The 21,376-nt window shown below is 28.4% G+C and carries 20 protein-coding genes; 1 reads left to right on the top strand and 19 read right to left on the bottom strand.

Annotated features, from left to right (window positions below):
* Positions 1-41: 41 nt before the first annotated feature.
* The 18 genes from HMPREF9709_RS03815 to HMPREF9709_RS03730 form a co-directional block, all read right to left on the bottom strand.
* Positions 42-968 (bottom strand): bifunctional riboflavin kinase/FAD synthetase, encoded by a 927-nt coding sequence (locus HMPREF9709_RS03815; RefSeq protein WP_005398091.1) that lies wholly within the window; start codon positions 966-968, stop codon positions 42-44.
* Positions 956-1,849 carry a tRNA pseudouridine(55) synthase TruB gene (truB, locus tag HMPREF9709_RS03810; protein ID WP_005398090.1) on the bottom strand — a complete coding sequence of 298 codons (894 nt, stop codon included), beginning with the start codon at positions 1,847-1,849 and terminating at the stop codon, positions 956-958. Before truB ends, HMPREF9709_RS03815 begins: the two co-directional genes overlap by 13 nt.
* Positions 1,824-2,792, bottom strand: a complete 969-nt coding sequence (locus HMPREF9709_RS03805; RefSeq protein WP_005398089.1) for a DHH family phosphoesterase — start codon at positions 2,790-2,792, stop codon at positions 1,824-1,826. Before HMPREF9709_RS03805 ends, truB begins: the two co-directional genes overlap by 26 nt.
* A complete protein-coding gene (gene rbfA, locus HMPREF9709_RS03800; protein WP_005398088.1) occupies positions 2,776-3,153 on the bottom strand; it encodes a 30S ribosome-binding factor RbfA in 378 nt (125 codons plus the stop codon). Before rbfA ends, HMPREF9709_RS03805 begins: the two co-directional genes overlap by 17 nt.
* Positions 3,154-3,160: 7 nt before the next feature.
* Positions 3,161-5,278 carry a translation initiation factor IF-2 gene (infB, locus tag HMPREF9709_RS03795; RefSeq protein ID WP_005398087.1) on the bottom strand — a complete coding sequence of 706 codons (2,118 nt, stop codon included), beginning with the start codon at positions 5,276-5,278 and terminating at the stop codon, positions 3,161-3,163.
* Positions 5,279-5,289: 11 nt separating this feature from the next.
* Positions 5,290-5,544: an RNase P modulator RnpM gene (rnpM, locus tag HMPREF9709_RS03790; protein WP_005398085.1), complete on the bottom strand. Its 255-nt coding sequence runs from the start codon at positions 5,542-5,544 to the stop codon at positions 5,290-5,292.
* Positions 5,531-6,814: a transcription termination factor NusA gene (gene nusA / locus HMPREF9709_RS03785; protein WP_005398083.1), complete on the bottom strand. Its 1,284-nt coding sequence runs from the start codon at positions 6,812-6,814 to the stop codon at positions 5,531-5,533. Before nusA ends, rnpM begins: the two co-directional genes overlap by 14 nt.
* Before the next feature lie 9 nt (positions 6,815-6,823).
* Positions 6,824-7,282 carry a ribosome maturation factor RimP gene (locus HMPREF9709_RS03780; protein WP_005398081.1) on the bottom strand — a complete coding sequence of 153 codons (459 nt, stop codon included), beginning with the start codon at positions 7,280-7,282 and terminating at the stop codon, positions 6,824-6,826.
* 183 nt (positions 7,283-7,465) lie between these two features.
* Complete coding sequence (locus HMPREF9709_RS03775) at positions 7,466-11,665, bottom strand: PolC-type DNA polymerase III (protein ID WP_005398079.1); 4,200 nt, start codon at positions 11,663-11,665, stop codon at positions 7,466-7,468.
* A gap of 11 nt (positions 11,666-11,676) precedes the next feature.
* Positions 11,677-12,684, bottom strand: a complete 1,008-nt coding sequence (gene rseP / locus HMPREF9709_RS03770) for an RIP metalloprotease RseP (protein ID WP_005398077.1) — start codon at positions 12,682-12,684, stop codon at positions 11,677-11,679.
* Positions 12,681-13,463 carry a phosphatidate cytidylyltransferase gene (locus HMPREF9709_RS03765; protein ID WP_005398075.1) on the bottom strand — a complete coding sequence of 261 codons (783 nt, stop codon included), beginning with the start codon at positions 13,461-13,463 and terminating at the stop codon, positions 12,681-12,683. The genes rseP and HMPREF9709_RS03765 overlap by 4 nt, the downstream gene beginning before the upstream one ends.
* Positions 13,456-14,196 carry an undecaprenyl pyrophosphate synthase gene (locus HMPREF9709_RS03760; protein ID WP_005398073.1) on the bottom strand — a complete coding sequence of 247 codons (741 nt, stop codon included), beginning with the start codon at positions 14,194-14,196 and terminating at the stop codon, positions 13,456-13,458. The genes HMPREF9709_RS03765 and HMPREF9709_RS03760 overlap by 8 nt, the downstream gene beginning before the upstream one ends.
* A 21-nt stretch (positions 14,197-14,217) precedes the next feature.
* The gene (frr, locus tag HMPREF9709_RS03755) at positions 14,218-14,775 is read right to left on the bottom strand and encodes a ribosome recycling factor (RefSeq protein WP_005398071.1); all 558 of its coding nucleotides are present in this window, start codon (positions 14,773-14,775) and stop codon (positions 14,218-14,220) included.
* Positions 14,765-15,484, bottom strand: a complete 720-nt coding sequence (gene pyrH, locus HMPREF9709_RS03750) for a UMP kinase (protein WP_005398070.1) — start codon at positions 15,482-15,484, stop codon at positions 14,765-14,767. Before pyrH ends, frr begins: the two co-directional genes overlap by 11 nt.
* A 64-nt stretch (positions 15,485-15,548) precedes the next feature.
* Positions 15,549-16,619, bottom strand: a complete 1,071-nt coding sequence (tsf, locus tag HMPREF9709_RS03745) for a translation elongation factor Ts (protein WP_005398069.1) — start codon at positions 16,617-16,619, stop codon at positions 15,549-15,551.
* An 81-nt stretch (positions 16,620-16,700) separates the two neighbouring features.
* Positions 16,701-17,558: a 30S ribosomal protein S2 gene (gene rpsB / locus HMPREF9709_RS03740; RefSeq protein WP_005398068.1), complete on the bottom strand. Its 858-nt coding sequence runs from the start codon at positions 17,556-17,558 to the stop codon at positions 16,701-16,703.
* Between the two features lie 256 nt (positions 17,559-17,814).
* Entirely contained in the window at positions 17,815-18,279 is a 465-nt protein-coding gene (locus HMPREF9709_RS03735; protein ID WP_005398067.1) for a DUF948 domain-containing protein, read from the bottom strand.
* A gap of 11 nt (positions 18,280-18,290) precedes the next feature.
* Positions 18,291-18,863 carry a YtxH domain-containing protein gene (locus tag HMPREF9709_RS03730; protein ID WP_005398066.1) on the bottom strand — a complete coding sequence of 191 codons (573 nt, stop codon included), beginning with the start codon at positions 18,861-18,863 and terminating at the stop codon, positions 18,291-18,293.
* A gap of 300 nt (positions 18,864-19,163) precedes the next feature.
* Here HMPREF9709_RS03730 and HMPREF9709_RS03725 point away from each other — a divergent pair, with 300 nt between their 5' ends.
* Positions 19,164-19,967, top strand: coding sequence for an NAD(+)/NADH kinase (locus tag HMPREF9709_RS03725; RefSeq protein ID WP_005398065.1), 804 nt, complete (start codon positions 19,164-19,166; stop codon positions 19,965-19,967).
* Between the two features lie 81 nt (positions 19,968-20,048).
* Here HMPREF9709_RS03725 and HMPREF9709_RS09550 read toward each other — a convergent pair whose 3' ends face one another.
* Entirely contained in the window at positions 20,049-21,356 is a 1,308-nt protein-coding gene (locus HMPREF9709_RS09550; protein WP_005398058.1) for an N-acetylmuramoyl-L-alanine amidase family protein, read from the bottom strand.
* Positions 21,357-21,376: the final 20 nt, after the last annotated feature.

Raw genomic sequence — 21,376 nt, 5'->3', positions numbered from 1 at the left:
AGTACTTAAATAGTTTACCATAGTCAATTATAAAAGTAAAGTTATTTGAAATAATTAATAGCAAACTGATAATCACTATCCATTTGTTTAATTAGTTCTTCTTTAGTATCAAATTTTACTTGATTTCTTATCTTTTCAATAAATTCAATTTTTAATGTTTCACCATAAATTTCTTTATTAAAATCTATAATATATACTTCAAGTTTTATATCTAAATTATCTGTAACAGTAGGATTGGTGCCAATTGAAGTTAATGAAAGATATTTATTATCATTATAGTATACATATGTTAGATAAACACCTTCACCTGGCATTATATATCGAAAATTTAACTTTATATTAGCTGTAGGATAACCTAATTCTCTTGATCCTATCTTATATCCATGGATCACTTCTCCAGTAATTGTATAATTGTCACCCAAGAGGTCTTTAATTAAATTAACTTGACCGTTTTGTATCAAATTTCTAATTGTTGTAGAAGATACTTTACGATTTCCATCTTTTACATAATCTTGAATATATACTTTTATTTTGTTTTCTGCCTGATATTGATATAATTCTTTAACCGTACCCTTTGAAAGTTTACCAAATGTATAATCCGGTCCACAAACTAAAATATCAGCATTTAATGAGTCCTTTATAAAATCTAAAATAAATTCTTCGTTTGATAATTGAGCAAATTCAATTGTAAAATTAATTATAAAAATATAATCAATATCCAACTTTGTTAATGTATCAATTTTATCCTGTAAAGAAGAAATATAATACCTTGGAAAATGTGGAAACACCTCATTTGTATGTTGTTTAAAAACTAGTACAGAAGATTTAATATTTTCTTTTTTTGAAATTTCAATAACTTTTTTAATCACTTCTCTATGACCAATATGAAAGCCATCAAAATTACCTAGACCAATAACAGATCTATCAAAATTAAATTTTTCTATATCTAAATCTATCACTCTTGACACAATACTTTCTCCATTTTTAATATATTATTTTTAACTTTTCCTATACCGATAAATTTATTATTTACACTAACTATAATATCATCATTTTCTAAATATTTTCCATTAAAAGTTAATGAGTTAATATTTAATTTTTGTCCATTAATTAATCTAATAAAAACATCATCTTTTATATCAATTTTATTTAAGTTATATAGTGCATCTTCCATGTCTATTATTCTTGATTCAATTTCAGAAAGATTGTATTCATCAATTTTAGAGATATCAAGTGCATCTTTAAGGTAAAACTTTCCAACTCTATTTCTTACTAAATCTGTCATATGTGCAAAACTATTTAATTTCAGACCTAAATCATGAATTAATGATCTTATATAAGTACCTTTAGAACAATCAATTTCAATCACACAAGTCTCATCTTTAATTGAAATCAACTTAATATCATATATTTTTATTTTTCTAGGCTTTATTTCGACATCTTGTCCTTGTCTGGCATATTCATATAATTTTTTCCCATCTACTTTTATCGCAGAATATTTAGGAGGATATTGTTCAATTTCTCCTTTGAAAGATGCCAAAGCATCATTTATCTGTTTTTCTGAAAATAATGTGTTATCTGATTTGTCTACTACATCTCCCGTTGAATCATATGTTGTAGTAGATGTGCCAAACTTTAATTCTGCTATATAGGATTTTCCTTGCTCCATTATATAGCTGCTAATTCTTGTCGAATTTCCTATACATATAGGCAATACTCCTGTAGCCATAGGATCTAAAGTACCCGTATGTCCGATTCTTTTTATATTTAATTTTCTTCTCAAAATAGACACAACATCATGTGAAGTTAAACTTTCTGATTTATTAACGACTAATATCCCCGTCTTCATATAATTTCTCCAATCTGTTTAATAATATATCAAATACTTCATCAACAGATCCTTTACATGATGCTCCCGCAGCTCTAGTATGTCCTCCACCGCCAAATTCTTTAGCAATTTCGGATACATCTACTATATTTTGTGATCTGAAACTTAATTTTTGTTCAATATCTCCATCTTCACGTACTATAGCAGATACTTCAATGCCATCGATAGATCTTAACACTGATACAATATTTTCAATTTTATCAAAATCAAGTCCATATTTACGCACTAATTCTCTTGTAATTTTAGCTGCGATAATTTTATCTCCGATTCTTGTTGCATTTTTTATAACTTCAGCTTGGAAAAATAAAAGATTTGTATTTAATTTTTCATAGAGATTTTCATGAATTAAATTTTTATCCGCATTTATATCCAGTAAATTTGCAGCAACTCTTAATGTTGTTGAATTCGCAGATACATAACTAAATCTAAAAGTATCAGTCAATATACCAAGATAAAAATATGTTGCAGCATCTTGAGGAATGTATACATCATAATCAATAAGCATTTCTGCAAGCATTTCACATGTAGAGCTTGATCTTAGGATAATATTTATATCCGCATACCCTTCATTTGTGATGTGATGATCAATACATACTGTAGATTTTGCTTTATCAAAATAAGTTTTACTTATCCCAATTCTTTTTATATCGGCACTATCAACAGCAATAAATAAATCAATATCATCAAAATCATCGTTAAAGTATAAATCTTCTCTTTTTAAAAACTCTAAATTTGTTGGATAATGATCATTTCTAATGATTTTTGCATTTTTACCTAAACTTTGAAGCACAAGTGCTAATCCAAATGATGATCCTATTGCATCACCATCTGGATTTACATGTGCACTTATTAATATATTATTTGATTGTTGAACAAGCTTAAAGAAATTATTCTTCACGTTCATTTCTTGCCTCTTCATCTTTTTTTATAACATCACTAATTAATTTTTCCATTCTCATTGCTTCTTCAATATGTTCATCAAGAATAATCTTTAACTCAGGAATATGTCTTAATTGCATTCTTTTACCTAATTCACGTTTAATAAACCCTATTGAATGTTGTAAAGCTTCTATGGTTTCTTTTTTTTCATATTCTTTTCCAAATACAGATACATATATTTTTGCAGATTGTAAATCATCTGTTAAATCAACTTCTGTAATGGATGTTATAGGAGCAATTCTTGGATTTTTTAATTCAGTATTAATTAATGCTGAAATTTCTTTTTTTAGTTCGGATTCTATTCTCTTAATTCTTTTCTTATCCATAACTATCCTATCTTTCTACTTCCTTATCAATGAAAGCTTCAATTGTATCTCCAACTTTAATATCGTTATAATTTTTGATACTTAAACCACCTTCATATCCTTGATTTAATTCTCTAACATCATCCTTAAATCTTCTCAATGAGGATATTTCACCTTCAAATACCACGATATTATTTCTTATAAGTCTAGCTTTTCCGTTTCTTTGTATTTGACCATTAGTTACATAAATACCTGCAACATTTCCTGCATTTGGTACCTTAAATACTTCTCTAATTTCTGCGATACCAGTAACTTGTTCTTCGTATTGTGGTGCAAGCATACCTTTTATAGCTTTTTCAATATCTTCAATAGCTTCATAAATAACTCTATATGTTCTTATTTCAATATTGTTTTCTTCAGCTTGAGATTTAGCTATAGCATTTGGTCTTACATTAAATCCAATAATTACAGCATTTGATGCAGAAGCTAACATAACATCAGATTCATTGATACCACCAGTTGCACCATGCACAATATTTACCTTAACTTCATCATTTGAAAGTTTTTCTAAAGATGAAGAAACTGCTTCTATTGTACCTTTAACGTCTGTTTTAACAATAATATTTAAGTCTTTAACATCACCTTCGCTAATATCTTCAAATAGTTGATCTAAATTAACTTTAGATGTTCTTCTGATATATTCATCTTTTTCTCTTTGTTTAGCAGAATCAGCATATTTTTTACCTAATTTTTCTTCTACTGCATATATTTTATCACCAGCTTCTGGTACATCTGATAAACCTAAAATTTGTACAGCTGTTGAAGGTTTTGCTTTCTTAACATTTTTTTGATTACTATCAAACATAGCTCTTACTTTACCGCTTGAATGTCCTGATACAACAAAGTCACCTTGGTGTAAAGTACCTTTACTAATTAATACACTCGCAACAGGTCCTCTACCTTTATCAAGATTAGCTTCAATAACTACCCCAATTGCTGGTCTATTAGGATTTGCTTTTAATTCTTCCATTTCAGCAACCATTAGGATCATTTCCATTAAATCTTCCATGCCTTCACCTGTTAAAGCTGATACAGGCATCATTATTGTATCTCCACCCCATTCTTCTGGAGTTAGACCGTATTCGGTAAGTTCTGATTTAACCTTGTCTGGATTTGCTTCATATTTATCAATCTTATTAATAGCAACAATTATAGGTACACCGGAAACTTTCGCGTGATTTATCGCTTCAATTGTTTGTGGCATAACCCCGTCATCAGCAGCGACAACCAAAATAACTATATCAGTAGTATTTGCACCTCTTAATCTCATTTGAGTAAATGCTTCGTGTCCTGGAGTATCTAAAAATACAATTTTTTTATCATTAACATATACTGTGGATGCCCCAATATGCTGAGTAATACCACCAGCTTCTGATTCTGTAACTCTTGAATTTCTTAAACTATCTAGAAGAGATGTTTTACCATGGTCAACATGACCCATAACTGTAACAACAGGAGCTCTTAAAACAAGAGCTTCTTCTTTATCTTCAAAATCTAATTTAGAAATATCATCTTCTTCACTAATTTCATCTTCTTTTATTTCTACTTCAATATTAAATGCTGCACCAAGTTCAAATGCTTGTTCAAAAGTTAAACTTTGATTCATATTTAGCATTAAACCAGATTTCATCAATTCAGTGATTAATGTAGATACTGGCTTACCAATTGCATCAGCAAATTCTTTTACAGTTATATCTTCTTCAATGTAAACAATATTTGAATCATTGTTTTTTTCTTCTTCTACTTTTTCTTCTGCAGTTTTTATATTAGCCTCTGATTTCTTTTTCTTTTTTTTCTTTTTATTTTTGGATTTAACTACTTTTTCTTCGTATTCTTTATATTCATCATCGATATCATCATCAACATCTTCTATATCTTCTTCAAATTGAACATTTTTCTTTGCTTTTTTAGCTTTTTCTTCTTCAATTTCATTAAAATACTCTCTAATTAACTCCAAATTTTCCCCGTCAATTACAGCCATGTGACTTGTAAATTCTAGACCGAATTCTTCATCAAGTACTTTCATCAATTCTTTACTACTTAAGTCAACTTCTTTTGCTAGTTCGTATATTCTGATTTTTGACATATATCCACCTTTCACATAGCTTCTAACTCCTTGTAGATATCATCATCTACTTTTGACTTTAAGTGCCTATTTAAAACTTTAGTTTCTATAGCCTGTTGTATGCATTCTTTATTTTTGCATATATAAGCACCTCGTCCATTTAGTTTTCCACTATTATCTATACTTATTTTTCCTTCTTTGTCTCTTACAATTCTTATTAAATCATCTTTATCTTTTTGAAGTGTACATACTATACACTTTCTAAGTTTTATATTAGATTTCTTCATTTTCTTCTTCTACTTCTAGTAAATTTTCTTCAACAATATCAGTTTCATCAATATCTTCTAATGCTTCATCTTCTTCAATACTTTCTTCATTTTCTGAAATTTCATCGTTATCTTCGATATTATCCATTTCATCAGTTGAATTTTCAGATTCTATTGTTGATTCAGTATCTATTGAATTTTCTTCTTCAATTTCATCTTCATTTTCAGAAAAATCAAGATTTTCTAAAACTTCTTCTTTATTGCTTAAAGGTTTAATATCTATTTTCCAATTAGTTAATTTTGCTGCAAGTCTAACATTTTGACCTTCCTTACCTATTGCAAGTGATAATTGATTATCTGGTACAAAAGCTACAGCTTCTTGTGTTTTTTCGTTTATATAAACAGACTCAACTTCAGCTGGTGATAGTGAATTTGAGATAAATACTTTCATATCTTTACTCCATGTAATGATATCAATTTTTTCACCATTGATTTCTTCAACTATTGAATTTACTCTTGCTCCCTTAACACCAACACAAGCTCCCACTGGATCAATATTTGGATCTTCTGCATATACCGCGATTTTAGTTCTATAACCAGCTTCTCTTGAAACACTCATAATTTCAACAATACCTTGACTAATTTCAGGTACTTCTATTTCAAATAGTCTTGTAACAAAATCTGGATCTTTTCTTGATAAAATTATTTGTGGACCTTTAGTAGTTTCTTTAACTTCCTTAACAAATAATTTAACTCTATCACCTGGTTGTAGATCTTCACCATCAACTAATTCCTTTTCAGGTACTAGACCTTCTGATCTACCAAGGTCAATATAGACATTATTATAATCTATTCTTTGAACTACACCATTAATGATTTCTTTTTCTTTATCGATATAATTATCAAATACAACTTTTCTTTCAGCATCTCTAATTTGTTGAATAACAATATTTCTTGCTTTTTGTGCTGCAACTCTCGCAAAATTTTTAGGTGTTACTTTTACTTTAACTTCTCCACCAACTTTTGCTCTTTTTGAATGAGTTAAAGCTTCTTCTAAAATAATTTGTACATCAGGATCTTCAATTTCGTCTTCTGTTTCCACTACTTGTTTAATAGAATAAACTTTTGTATCTCCTGTATCGGGATTTATTTCAATTTCTACATTTGAAGCTTTGTAATTTTCTTCATAACTCTTTAGTAGAGCTTTTTCTAAAGCTGATAATATGCTTTCTTTTTTTATACCTTTCTCTTTTTCAATTTCACTTAAAGCTTTTATAAATTCTTTACTCATCTTTCCCCTCTAAAATATAATCGCAACTTTTATAATACTGATATCTTTTCTTTCCAGTTTTACTTCTTCTTCATCAATCTCTAAAGTAATGCTATCATCATCGTATGATATTAACTCACCTTGATAATTTTTACTTCCATTTATTTTTTTATATAGTCCAACTTCAACTATTGTCCCTAAGTTTCTACGCAGATCATCATCCGTTTTTAATGGTCTATTTAAATCTGGAGATGATACTTCTAAATAGTACTGTTTATTGATTGGATCAAGCTCATCTAATTTTACATCTAAAAATCTTGAAACTTTTTCACAATCTTCAATTGTTATACCTTCTTCATTGTATATAAAAAATCTTAAAAAGTTTTCTCCACTTTCAGTCTTAAATTCAATATCGACTAATTCATATCCTAACTCATTAATATCATGTTCAAACTCATTTTTCAATTTATTGATTAAATCATTTACCATAAAAGCTCCTTTTTGTTTTGTAGTTGTATTATTTTCGATTTAGCATACGAAATCATGTCAAGAGTTCATATCAATAAATAAAGAGTGGGTGTATCCCACTCTTTAGTAACATTCTATCATCTTGTCTTATTATATCAATTTATCAAAGTACGGTCAAGTAAATCGCTTATTATAAAGAGCTTATTACATGGAAAAGAAATCAATTTGATTTGTATCTTGTAGACCATCTAATATACCGCTAAGCTCAAGTGATTCTAGTGCTGTCTTATTGATTTTTGTTTTCTTCATAAAATCTTCTTTAGAAATAAACTTATAATCTTGACGTGCTTCGTCTATTCTAAGTGCCATAGCTTCTGAAACATTTTCTACCGCCATTAATGGAGGTAAAATTGTTTTTTCATCTATAACAGTAAAGTTGGTTGGATGTGATTTATACAAATCTACCGCCTCAAATTTCAAATCTCTCGCAAACATTTCTTCCGCTAACTCATAACAATAAAATTCATTATCTATTTCAAAACCTTCAGAGCTTTTTAATGAATTGATAAATGTTGTTAAATAATTTAGTCCTTTAGAAATGTGAATATATTTAAAATCACTTATTGCATTTGTGAAATATACAGCGTAAAAATACGCAGGATGATGAACTTTGAAATATGCAATTCTATAACTCATCATTACATATGCTACAGCGTGTGCTTTAGGGAACATATATTGTATTTTCTGACATGAATCAATATACCAATCTGGTACATTACATTTTTTCATTTCTACAATTTGTTCTTCTTTAACTCCTCTACCCTTTCTAACAGCTTCCATTATGTCAAATGATAATTTAGAGTCCACACCTTTTTCGATTAGATAATTCATGATATCATCCCTTGTACAGATTGCACTTCTAAGCTCACAGGTGCCACTTCTAATAAGTTCTTGAGCATTACCCAACCAAACATCCGTACCATGAGATAAACCTGAAATACGTATCAATTCTTCGAATGTAGTAGGTTTTGTATCAGCTAGCATACCTCTTACAAATTTTGTACCAAATTCTGGTATACCTAAAGAACCATCTGTTATATTGCTATAGTCATGAGCTATATTTAATTTTTCAGTTGAATTAAATATACTCATGGTATCTTTATCTGCTAAATCTACTTCAACAGCATTTATACCACTCATATCTGATAACAATCTTATAATTGTAGGAGCATTGTGACCTAAAAGGTCCAATTTTAATAAGTTTGTATCGATAGCATGATAATCAAAGTGTGTAGTTATAATTCCACTATCTTTTCTATCTGCTGGATATTGCACGGGTGTGAAATCTTCAATGTCTTTATCTTCAGGCACAATAATTAATCCACCAGCATGTTGTCCAGTAGTTCTTTTAACTCCCGTTATATATCTTTTTACACGATTAATATTTGCTTTATCAGTTTTTATCATTTCATCTTCAGGATAAAATGTCTTATATTTTCTAGCCATACCATATGCAGTTTTTTCAGCTATAGTACCTAAAGTACCAGCTCTAAACACTTTATCTTTACCAAATAATGTCTCTGTATATTTGTGAATTCTAGATTGATAAACTGAAGCAAAGTTAAGGTCAATATCTGGTTCTTTATCTCCATTAAATCCTAAGAAAACTTCAAAAGGTATATCAAAACCATCTTTTCTCATATCAATATTACATTTTGGACATTTCTTATCTGGTAAATCTACCCCACATGTATATCTTGGATCAGATACAAATTCACTATGTTTACATTCTGTACAAACATAATGAGGTGGAAGTGGATTTACTTCAGTAATTTCTGCCATTGTTGCAGCAAAACTTGACCCAACACTACCTCTTGACCCTACAAGATATCCATCATCATTAGACTTTTTAACTAACATTTTTGCAATCATATATAAAGCAGCATAACCATTTGAAATAATAGAATTAAGCTCCTTTTCTAATCTTGAAGATACAATTTCTGGTAATTCATCACCATATATTGATCTTGCAACTGCATATGAATCATCTTTTAATATTTGTTCTGCGTTTTTTATTCTTGGTGGGAATGTACCATCTGCAATAGGAGAAATATTTTCAATCATTTCATCCAATTTATGAGTATTTTCTATAACTACCTGTTTTTGCAAATCTAAATCTAAATAGCTAAATTCATCAAGCATTTCCTGTGTAGTTTTTAGATAAAATGCTCCAGAATTTTCCTGAGATCTTTTTCTAGGATAATTCTTTAATATATTTCTAAATGGATAATCTTTTTTATCGATATAATAAACATCTCCCATAGCTAAAGCTAATTTATCCAATTTATCAGCAATTTCAATTAATTTTAAATTAATATTTTTAAGATGTTCTTCATCCCTTATGTATCCACGATTAATTAAATGCTTATGAAAATCTAAAGGAATAAGGCTTATATAATCAAAAGATTTTGCTTCATTTAGTAATACTTCATCATCATATTCTAGGGCGATTAGATTAAACAATTTACTCTTGTAATTACCAGTACCAATCAATAAACCCTCGTGAAGAGATTCAAGTACATTCATAGGTATTCCTGGCTCTCTATTGTAATAGTCTAGATTTGATTTAGAAACTATTGTGTATAGATTTTTTAATCCAATCTTGTTTTGAACAAAAATAGTTCCCTGATACTCTTTGTGTTGATTTGGAATAAATTCATCTGTTATCTTATTAATGTTTTCATCAATTTCTATACCTTTTTCACTAAGCTGTTTTAACATCTTAATAAATACATGTCCTGTAGCTCTCGCATCATCTGAAGCTCTGTGGTGATTTAATAAGTTAACATTATAATGTTTAGTCAAAGTATTTAATTTGTGATTTGTAAAGTCAGGATTTAATACTCTTGAAAGATATACGGTATCGATATATATAGGCTTAATTTCTAAATTTAACATATTAGATTTTTCAATAACAAAACCAACGTCAAATTCAGCATTATGAGCAACTAATATACAATCTTTGCTAAACTCTAGGAATCTAGGCATTACTTTATCAATAGTATCTGCATTTACTACCATATCATCAGTAATCCCAGTTAATTCAGTTGTAAATGTACTTAATGGTTCTTCTGGATTTACAAATTCTTCAAAAACATCAACAATTTCATTATCTCTAACTTTTACAGCACCAAATTCTATAATTTTATCTCTAAAGTTTGATAATCCTGTTGTTTCAATATCAAATACTACATAATCTTTGCCTTTAATAGGTAAATTATAATAGTTTTTCATTATAGAAACATCACTTTCAATAAAATTAGTTTGTATACCTAAATTTAATTTTATACCGCTTGATTTAGTAGCTTTATATATTTCTGGATACGCTTGTACATTAAATAAATCGGAAACACCTACTGAAGTATGTCCCCAATCTTTTAATCTTGTAAATAAATCACTAACATCTACGACGGATTCTAAGTTTGAATATTTAGTATGAATGTTAAACTCAATTCTTTTGTCATCTCTTAAATCTAATTTTTTTGTAATAAAAGTTTCTTCAATACTAGAAACATTTAAGACAGATTCTTTTTCCCATTCATCATATTTATAAATACCGGAAATGATAACATTCATCCCATTTTTAAATCTAGAATTAAAATCTTCAATTTTATCATCTCTTACATATAGTTTACAAGAGACTGCAAATCTACCATTATCAACATCAAACTTTACAAATTGTCCACTTTTTACTTTGACATATTCTAGCTCGTATACTATTCCCTTAATTTTGACTTTATTTACATCATCTATTAAATCTTCAATTTCTGTAAACTCAGCTGGAGCAGCCTTATAAAAACCGTATCTAAATAAAGAACTATCATCTTTTTCGGATTGCTGTGCTCTTTTTTGTTCAATTTTTTCTTGAGCAGATTGAGCCATTTTAATTTCTTGTAAAACCTGTTCTTTTTTTTGTTTTTCTAGATTTAATATTTCTTCTTCATCGAAACCATCATTTAGTATAAAATCAATATCCATATCAAATTGATCTATTTTATTTCTAAACCTTTGAAAAATATCTTTTGATAAATAGAAATCTTTTTCTTTTTTATTTACAACTTTGATATTTACCTTATCCTCAATTATTTCATAAATTAAATTTGGAAATACTGTATTTAGATATTTAAATACATCTTCCAATGTTATAACATCAATAGATATATTAATACCAAAATCCTGTAATTTTTCTTTAAAAAAGAAATAGACATCTTCCTTATCAATTATGTTTTTTGAAAGAAATATTATCTCTAATTCGTTTTCAATTTTAAAAAACGAAACTTCATCAAGCATCAGTTTCGTTTTGTTTTTATTATTAAATTCATCAATAATATTATTAAATTCCATTAAAATATCCTTTAAAATAATTTAATTACATCTTTTATCGTCACTATTATCATTAAACCAATTAAGAATAAGAAGCCAATGATAGAAATAATTTGTTCAAATTTTCTATTTATTGGTTTGCCAGTTATCATTTCTATAGTGATAAATAACAATTTAGATCCATCTAGCGCTGGTATAGGTATTAAATTAAAGAATCCTAAGTTTACAGAAATCATCGCTGCAAAAAATAGAAACTTATCAAATCCCATACTTGCTACAGTAGATACTTGTCCTATAACTGCGACAGGACCACCCAATTGTTCAAGTCCAAGTACACCGGAGAATAAACCAATCAAACTTGTCCAAATTTGTACCATAATAAATATAGTTAAATTAAAAGCGTTTCCTAGACTAGGTAAAAAACCTTTTTCTACAAGTGGAGTGATACCAATTACTTTTCTTCCTTCCATTTCTTGTGGAACAATATCAAATTTTAACTCTTTTTGAGCTCTTTTTACAACAACTTCAACTTTGTTTTTGTCTTTAGATTTGTTTAAATTGTCACCTATTTCAGGAAAAATACGAATTTTACTACCATTTACAGATTTGATTTCATCGCCTATTTGCATACCAGCTTGTTGTGCAGGAGAATTTTCTGAAAAACTTTCAATTTTATTTGAAACAACTCCTGTAGATAAATTTATAATTAAAAATATCAACACGGCAAATATTAAATTTGTCGCTGGTCCAGCTAGAATAGTTAAAAATCTTTTCCATGGTTTAGAATTATTATAACTTCTGGAATCTTCAGAATCAGTTTCCTCACCTTCCATCATAACATATCCACCTATTGGCAATGCACGAAATGAATATAGTGTTTCTCCACCTTGTTTCCCCCAAATCTTTGGGCCCATTCCTACTGCAAATTCATTTACTTTAATACCTGATAATTTTGCACCTAAGAAATGTCCTCCCTCATGAATTGTGATTAAGAAAAGAAACATCACAATACCAAGTCCTATATTTAAAAATTCTTTCATACTAACCTCAAATAATTTACTAAAATATATACTAGTGGAGCAACAAGTAATAATGAATCAAACCTATCCATTATTCCTCCATGTCCAGCCAATATATTTCCATAATCTTTTATATTTGCTTTTCTTTTAATTAATGAAGCAAATAAATCCCCTATTTGTGAAACTATAGAAAATATAATTGCGGCAATATATATAATTATATTATATTCTAAATTATATAATTTCATGAAGGCAAATGTAAAGAATATGCCCCCTAATATACCCCCAATTGCACCTTCAATCGTTTTTTTAGGAGAAAGCCTTTCAATTAATTTATGTTTACCAAACAACATACCAAAAATATATGCAAATGTATCAGTTGCAGCAGGGATTGCAAAAGCATATAACACCCATTTTGGATCCTTTAATTGCAACACATAAGCATATGGTACTGTAATATATATAGCTATAAATACATTAGTTGTAAGCTCACTAAATGTAAAATTCACATCTAATACTATCGATATTAGAAGTGAAATTATATATATTGTAAAAATTGGAAACATATATTTAAAATCCAAATACTCAGCAAAAATTATAAAAGCAATATTAAATATATAAGATGCGTAATTTTTCGTTTTATAATTCATCTTGTTGAAAGCATTTAACATTTCATAAATTGCTATTGTAGATATAGCAATTATCCCAAATACTAGTAATAGTCTATTTATAAAAATTAATATTAGAAAAACTGCTATTATGATAATACCAGTTAATACTCTAGTAATAAAGTTATTCATTATTTAATCCGCCAAATCTTCTATCTCTCTTAATAAAATCTTCAATAGCCTTTTTAAACTCATCTTCATTAAAATCTGGCCATAATACTTTTGTAAAATAAAACTCAGAATATGCTAATTGAAATAGCATAAAATTGGATAATCTCAATTCTCCACCAGTTCTAATAAGTAAATCAGGATCTGGTATATCATGAGTGTAAAGATATTTAGAAAGAGTTTCATTTTCTATATTTTCTATAGATAAATCACCTTTTTCTATATCATTGTACATATCAATAATTGCATTTTTTATTTCTTCTTTTGAACCATAGTTTATACCAATATTTAAAACTAAACCAGTATTATCTTTAGTCTTATTTTTAGCATATTCAAGTGCTTTTCTACTTTGGAATGGTAATTTACTAGTATCACCCATTGTAGTAACTTTTACATTTTTTCTATTTAATCTATCTAATTCATTTTTTACAAAAATATTTAATATTGAAAATAATGTACTGACTTCAAGTTTTGGTCTTTTCCAATTTTCAGTAGAAAAAGCATATAGACTTAAGTATTTAATATTTAATTTATCAGCTGTTTCAATTATTTCAATAACTTTATCCATACCGGCGTCATGCCCAGCCGACCTAGACAGTCCTTTTCTTTCTGCCCATCGCCCATTTCCATCCATAATTATTGCAATATGTTCTAATGAAAAATCTTCTATTAATTGTTTTAATTTATTATCATCCATATGCTTTCTCTCTAAAATTTATTATATTGTTAGTAATTCTTTCTCTTTAGCTTTTGTCACTTCGTCAAGTTTTTTAATATATTCATCTATTAATTTTTGAACGTCATCTTCTAATGCTTTTCTTTCATCTTCAGATATTTCTTTATCTTTTTCTGCTTTCTTAACTGTATCAATCATTTCACGTCTATAATTTCTGATACCAATTTTTGATTGTTCACCTTTATTCTTTACATCTTTTACAAGATTTTTTCTTGTGCTTTCATTTAATTCAGGGAATGGTAATCTCAATACTTTACCATCGTTAGATGGAGTAATACCAATATTTGATGCTAAAATAGCTTTTTCAATTTCTTTTAATTGTGATGCATCCCATGGTTGGATAACTAATAATCTTGCTTCTGGAACAGTAATTGTTGCAGCATTTTTGATTGGTGTTTCTGTACCATAGTAATTAAATCCAATATTTTCAACTAAAGCTGGGTTTGCTCTACCAGCTCTTATAGTATTTAAGCTCTCTCTATATTTGTTTACATGTTCTTCTAAATGGACTTTACCATTTTTAATTAATTTATCTACCATTATTTCCTCCAACATATGTTCCTATTTTTTCGCCTTTTACAACCTTTAATAAATTTGATGGATCATCTATACCAAAAACTACAAGTGGCATATTGTTATCTTGACATAGTGATGTCGCAGACGCATCCATAATTCCTAAATTTTTAGATAAAATTTCTTGATAAGTTAAATTTTCAAATTTCTTTGCATCATCATGTTTGTTTGGATCTTTATCATAAATCGCATCTGTACCTGTTTTGCCAAGTAAAATACAATCAGCTTTGATTTCAAGAGCTCTCAATGCTGCAGTAGTATCTGTTGAAAAATATGGATGACCTGTACCAGCTGCAAAAATTACAACTCTACCCTTTTCTAAATGTCTGATTGCTCTTCTTACAATAAATGGTTCAGCTACTTCATTCATTTGAATTGCTGTTTGAACTCTTGTTTCTAAACCTAATGATTCTAATGCTGCTTGTACTCTTAGAGCATTCATCACAGTACCTAACATACCAATATTGTCTGATACTGTTCTATCCATATCATTGTCATTTCTTCCTCTCCAGAAGTTACCACCACCTACAACGATACCAATTTCTACACCATATTCATGTACATCTTTTAATACTTTAGCAATTGAATTTATTGCATCATCATCCATTCCAAAGCCTTTTTTACCGGCTAAAAACTCACCACTTAATTTTATTAGCACTCTTTTATTTGCATACATAGATTTTCCCCTTATAACACAAAAGAGAACATTAAATGTTCTCTTTTAATAAGCTTTGTGAAAATTATTCACCCCTCATTTGACTTGCAACTTCTTCAGCAAAGTTTTCTTCTTCTTTTTCAATACCTTCGCCTACTTTGAATCTTGCATATTCTACTACATCAATAGAACCATTTAATTCTTCAGATTTGTCATTTAAAATTTCTTCTACAGTTTTACTATCATCTAAAATGAATGATTGACTGTATAATGCATATTGTCTATCAATTTCAGTATTTTCTTCTAGGAATTTTGCAATCTTACCTGGGATAATCTTATCTAGGATTTTTTCAGGTTTTCCTTCTGCTAATAATTCTTCTCTAATTTTGTTTTTTGTTTCTTCAATTACTTCATCAGAAATTTGTGATCTTGAACCATATTTTGGTAATTCACGAGTTGGTTTACCAATCATAGCTTTATTTTCATTATCTTCTGTTATTTTTAATTGAATTTGATCTAATTCTTTTGCTATAAAGTCTTCATCAAAATCTTTGTATGAAACAACATTTGGTCCCATTGCTGAAATATGCATTGTGATATTTTGTAATAAATCTTTAGCAGCATCTAATGTTTCTTCGCTATCTGCTTTAGTTTTAAGGATAACACCATTTGTATTTGTGAAGTGAACATATCCAGAAATAAGTTCATTATCTCCTGCTTCATATGTTTCAATTCTTCTTACAACTATATTTTCACCTATGTTTGCAATTTGTTCATTTAGGAATTCTGTAAATTGTTTACCTTCAATTGTAGAATTGTTTAATTCTTCAACTGTTTTAATATTGTTATCAAAAATATGATCAATAATTTTTTCGGATAATTCAACGAATTTATCATTTTTAGCAACAAAATCTGTTTGTGTATTGATTTCAACTAATGAAGCTTTTTTACCATCTTCAGAAATTTTCATCTTTACTACACCTTCAGCAGCAACCTTGCTTGCTTTTTTAACAGCTTTTGCAGCACCTTTTTCTCTTAATAATTGTACAGCTTTATCAATATCACCTTCTGTTTCTTGTAAAGCTTGTTTACAATCCATCATACCTGCACCAGTTAGATCTCTTAATTCTTTAACCATTTTTGCAGTTATTTCCATCTTATCCTCCTAAATATTTTTATGTTATTATAGTGATATAGGAAGTAGATATACTACTTCCTATTAATTTTGTTTATTATATTATTCTGCATCAACTGATGAATCTTCATCAAATGAATCTTGTAAATCTTCAGCGTTAACTTCTTCTAAGTCAACTTCTTCAGATGTTTCTTCTGTAGTATCTTCTTCAATTGTTTCTTCTGATTCATTTTGTTCTGTTTCTTCAGCAAAGCTTGCTGCATCAACATCATTTGATTCACCTTGTCTTCCTTCGATAACTGCATCAGCCATAGCAGCAGTAATTAATTTAACCGCTCTAATAGCATCGTCATTACCAGGAATTGGGTAATCAACATCATCAGGATCACAGTTAGTATCAACAATACCAACTATTGGAATACCTAATTTTCTTGCTTCTTTTACTGCAATATTTTCGTTTTTAGGATCAATTACAAATAATAGATCTGGTAAAGCTGGAATATCTTTGATACCACCTAAGAATTTTTCTAATTTTTCTAATTCTCTTTCTAAATTAATAACTTCCTTTTTAGGTAATAAATCAAATGTACCATCTTCTGACATTGTTTTGATGTCTTCTAATCTTTGAATTGATTTTTTGATTGTTTTGTGGTTTGTTAACATACCACCTAACCATCTGTGTGATACATAATATTGGTCACATCTTTTTGCTTCAAATTCTACAGCATCTTGTGCTTGTTTCTTTGTACCAACAAATAAGATATTTCCACTTTCAGCAGCAACTTCTCTTACTACATCATAAGCTTCATCTACTTTTTTAACTGTTTTTTGTAAGTCAATAATGTAGATACCATTTCTTTCTGTAAAAATAAATTTACCCATTTTAGGGTTCCATCTTCTTGTTTGGTGTCCAAAATGTACACCTGCCTCAAGTAAGGCTTTCATTGATATAACTGACATATCATTTCTCCTTTGTGTTTTTTTCTGCCTCTTCCATTATCCTATAAATATCCGACCAGTTTGGCACACAAATATAAACAGATAATGTGTTTATTTGACTAATGAATTATAACATATAAAGTCAATATTTACAAGTGGAATAATTGTCTAAATCGCTATTTAAATGTATTTTGTATACTTTATTATATAGCTTAAATAGTATAATAAATACAAAATAAAAAGATGAAACTTTCATTCCATCTTTAAATTTGCTTATTTATTTTCTTCTTTTTCCGATATAAGATAATATACCTTTAATTAAAGCTAAATAATCTGTGGCATTTGTTACAGTGTTTGTAAATCTACTTGCAGTATCAGCTGCAGCTAAACCTACAACTTCAACTGTATCAGATACATTTGTAGTTACATTTGAAATTTTACTTGTAACATTATTTACATCTGTAAGCATAGAAACTACACTTGGTTTCACATCAGCAACTAGTCTATTAGTATTATCTAATACACCAGTAATATTTGTTGTAATTTTAGGTAAATCTCTAATAGCTTCATCAAGACTAGATTTATTATCTTCTAAGACTTTACCAACTGAATCAGTTATTTTAGATATTGATATTAATAGCTTAGCTAAAAACACTAATGCAACAACACCAGCAATAGCAAGTAGAGCCATTAAAAAATCGGAAAATGTGAATGAGATATTTATTGCATTATTTGCAAGCATTTAATGCCCCCTTATTTGTTTTTAACTTCTCTAGCTTTATCTGCAACTTTTTCTGCTGTTTTTTCAACACCTTCAGCTGCGTCTTTTTTAGTTTCTTTTGCTTTATCTTCTACCTTGTCTTTAGTTTCTTTAACTTTGTCTTCAGCTTTGTCTTTAGTTTCTTTAGCTTTATCTTTAACATTTTCAGCTGTATCTTCTGCTTTGTCTTTTAATTCTTTAGCTTTGTCTTCAGCTTTATTTTTTGTTTCAACAGCTTTATCTTCAACATCATCTGCAATATTTTTTAAGTCAGTCAATTTTTCATCACTAAATTTACTTAATTTATTTACAGTGTCTTTATATGTCTTAGAAACTTCATTACTAATTTCTTTGGATTTGTTTTTAATTGAGTCTCCAGCATTTTCAGCAGCTAATCTAATATCTTCTCTTGTTTCTTCACCTGATTTTGGAGCAAGTAGTAAACCAGCAGCAGATCCAATTAATGATCCAATAGCTAATCCTAATCCAACTTTACCAGCTGTATCCATTTTTCTTTTTCTATCAAGTTCTCTTTGTTTTGCTACAAAATAGTCTTTTATTGACATATATTCCCCCTATATTTTTTATTACAATTTACTTTTTATTATAATAAATCCACAGAAACCATAATTACACCTTCAGTATGTGAAGGTGGGCTACCTGTCACGTATATCAATAGTCCATTTAAGGCGTTACATCTACACATGAACTCCGGATGCCCTTATAATAAGTGTAGGTTAATTATAAAATCTCTGTGGATATACTTATTATAACATAACTATACCCAAAGTTTAAATATTTAACACTATTTTTGAAAAGTTTTTTTAAATATGGTAATTTTATTATAAGAAAACACGGAGGTCGTAATGTCTCAAAAAGTAAATATATTTTCTAATAGATACAATTTAACAGAAGATATAAAAAAAATAGTCATAAACGAATTAAAAAAGCATGACTTTGTCATTAATGAAGAATACGATGAAACAGCAGATTTTAACATTGTAATTGGTGGAGATGGGACCTTTATAAAAGCGATACATGATTCCAATTTTTCAGAAATACCATTTATCGGTATAAATACAGGACATCTTGGATTTTATAATGATGTTAAACATACTGATGTTTTAGATGCTATAGAAAAGATAAGAAATAAGGATTTTATAGAAATTGACTTAAGGGTAATAGATTGTATTGTAAATACAGATAATGATAAACATATTTTTAAGTCAATTAATGAGTTGGTATTAAAAACTAAATACACTGAAGCCATTCATTTTGATTTATTTGTAGATGATGTTCTTCTTCAAAAATTTGCTGGCGATGGGATTATATTCTCTACTCCTTCAGGTTCAACAGCATATAATCTTTCTGCAGGAGGAGCTATATTATTTCAAAATATAGATGCATTTCAAATAACTCCACTCGCACCAATTAGATCTACTTTACATAGATCACTTGATAAGAGCCTAATTGTTCCAAAGGATACTATTATAAAACTTATAACCTCAAAGCCTGAAGAATCATATTTCGCTTTTGGTGTGGATGGACTTCATAAAGAGATAGAACACATAAATAATATAGAAATTAAATTATCAGATAAAAGAATTAAGAAAATAATATTTGATAAAAATTGGTTCTGGAAAAATATTACAGAAAAATTTATTATGTAATTTGTCTCAATATATGATAAAACATATAAAATAGTAAATGGAGCTATTGCAAAAGAAATTTTTGCGACAGCTCCATATTTTTTATTTTCTGTCTATTAATTTTCCTTCAGATGTAAATCTATACCATCTTCCGTCAATATATTGTCTACCTGAGACTCTTGTACCTGTCCCTTTTCTAAAATAATACCAACTTCCATTGATAAATTGCCAACCTATAGCTAGTGTACCTGATCCTCTAAAATATCTCCAATATCCATCAATGTATTGGTGACCTCTTACCATAGTACCAGATCCTAATCTGAAATAATATTTTGATCCATTGCTAGGATTTGTCCACCAACCTCTATAATATTGAGTATTTGGTCCTTCTTGTGATAACCAAGTTTTTCCATTTTCATTGTATGTTTGATTCATATTGAAACCTTTTGAATTAAAGAATTTCCAATTACTCTTACCTAATGGTTTACCACTTAAATCATACAAGGGAGTCCAACTCCAACCATATGCTTCTTTACCATTTTTCTTCATAAATCTATAACCATCAAGTTTTTTATCATACATTTGATTATACCAAGCTTCTTCAAATCTCGCTTCACCAATTTTAGTAAAATCTTGTGGCACAACTGGTTCATATATAGTATCGCCGTGTTCTATTATTTTTTCAACACTCAAATCTTTGTGAGAATGAGCGATCGCATTAGCTAAAAATTTAGTCATTTCTTTAGCCTGTTTATAATCTGTGTATCTATTGTAATCAAAATTATAAAATCTTATTTGATAATGAAAATCCAATAATTCAGCACTAGCTGCTTTATAAAAAATTTTACTATTATCAGGTAGTGGTATATTTTTTAATTTATCAACTATTCTTTTATAATTGGAAATATTATTTTTAATTATTTCTTGAGTAATAGTTCTATTATTTGAATCTTTTGTTCCCAATAATTTCTTTTCATTACTTACAAGATAATTATAGTAATTATTTAATATATTATTGTAGAAAGTCCTATTACTTAATTTTTTTAGAGTTAATAAATTTTGATCCACATCATCTAATGTATAATAATGACCATTGTCCTTTTTTTGTGTTGTCACAAAGTCAACATAAGAAAAGCCCATTCCCTCTAATACAAGGAAAAAATATGACCTATCATTAATTATACTATAGTTATTGTCTGCAGTTATTTCCTTCATAGTATTTGGGTCAATAAGTTTAGAATAATCATATGGAAATGATGTCCTTCTCGCTCTATATTTACCATTACTAATTGAAAGTTCAAAATCTGCAGGAAGTGACTTATCCGTAAAAGCATTTACCTGTGAAAATGGTAAAATGATTGAAATTGCTACTACTAAAGATAAAATCTTCTTAAAAATTTTTTTAGACATTATATTCTCCTGTAAAAATA

It is taken from the genome of Helcococcus kunzii ATCC 51366 (genome assembly GCF_000245755.1).
GTDB lineage: Bacteria > Bacillota > Clostridia > Tissierellales > Peptoniphilaceae > Helcococcus > Helcococcus kunzii.
This window is presented reverse-complemented; position numbering and strand designations above follow the sequence as displayed.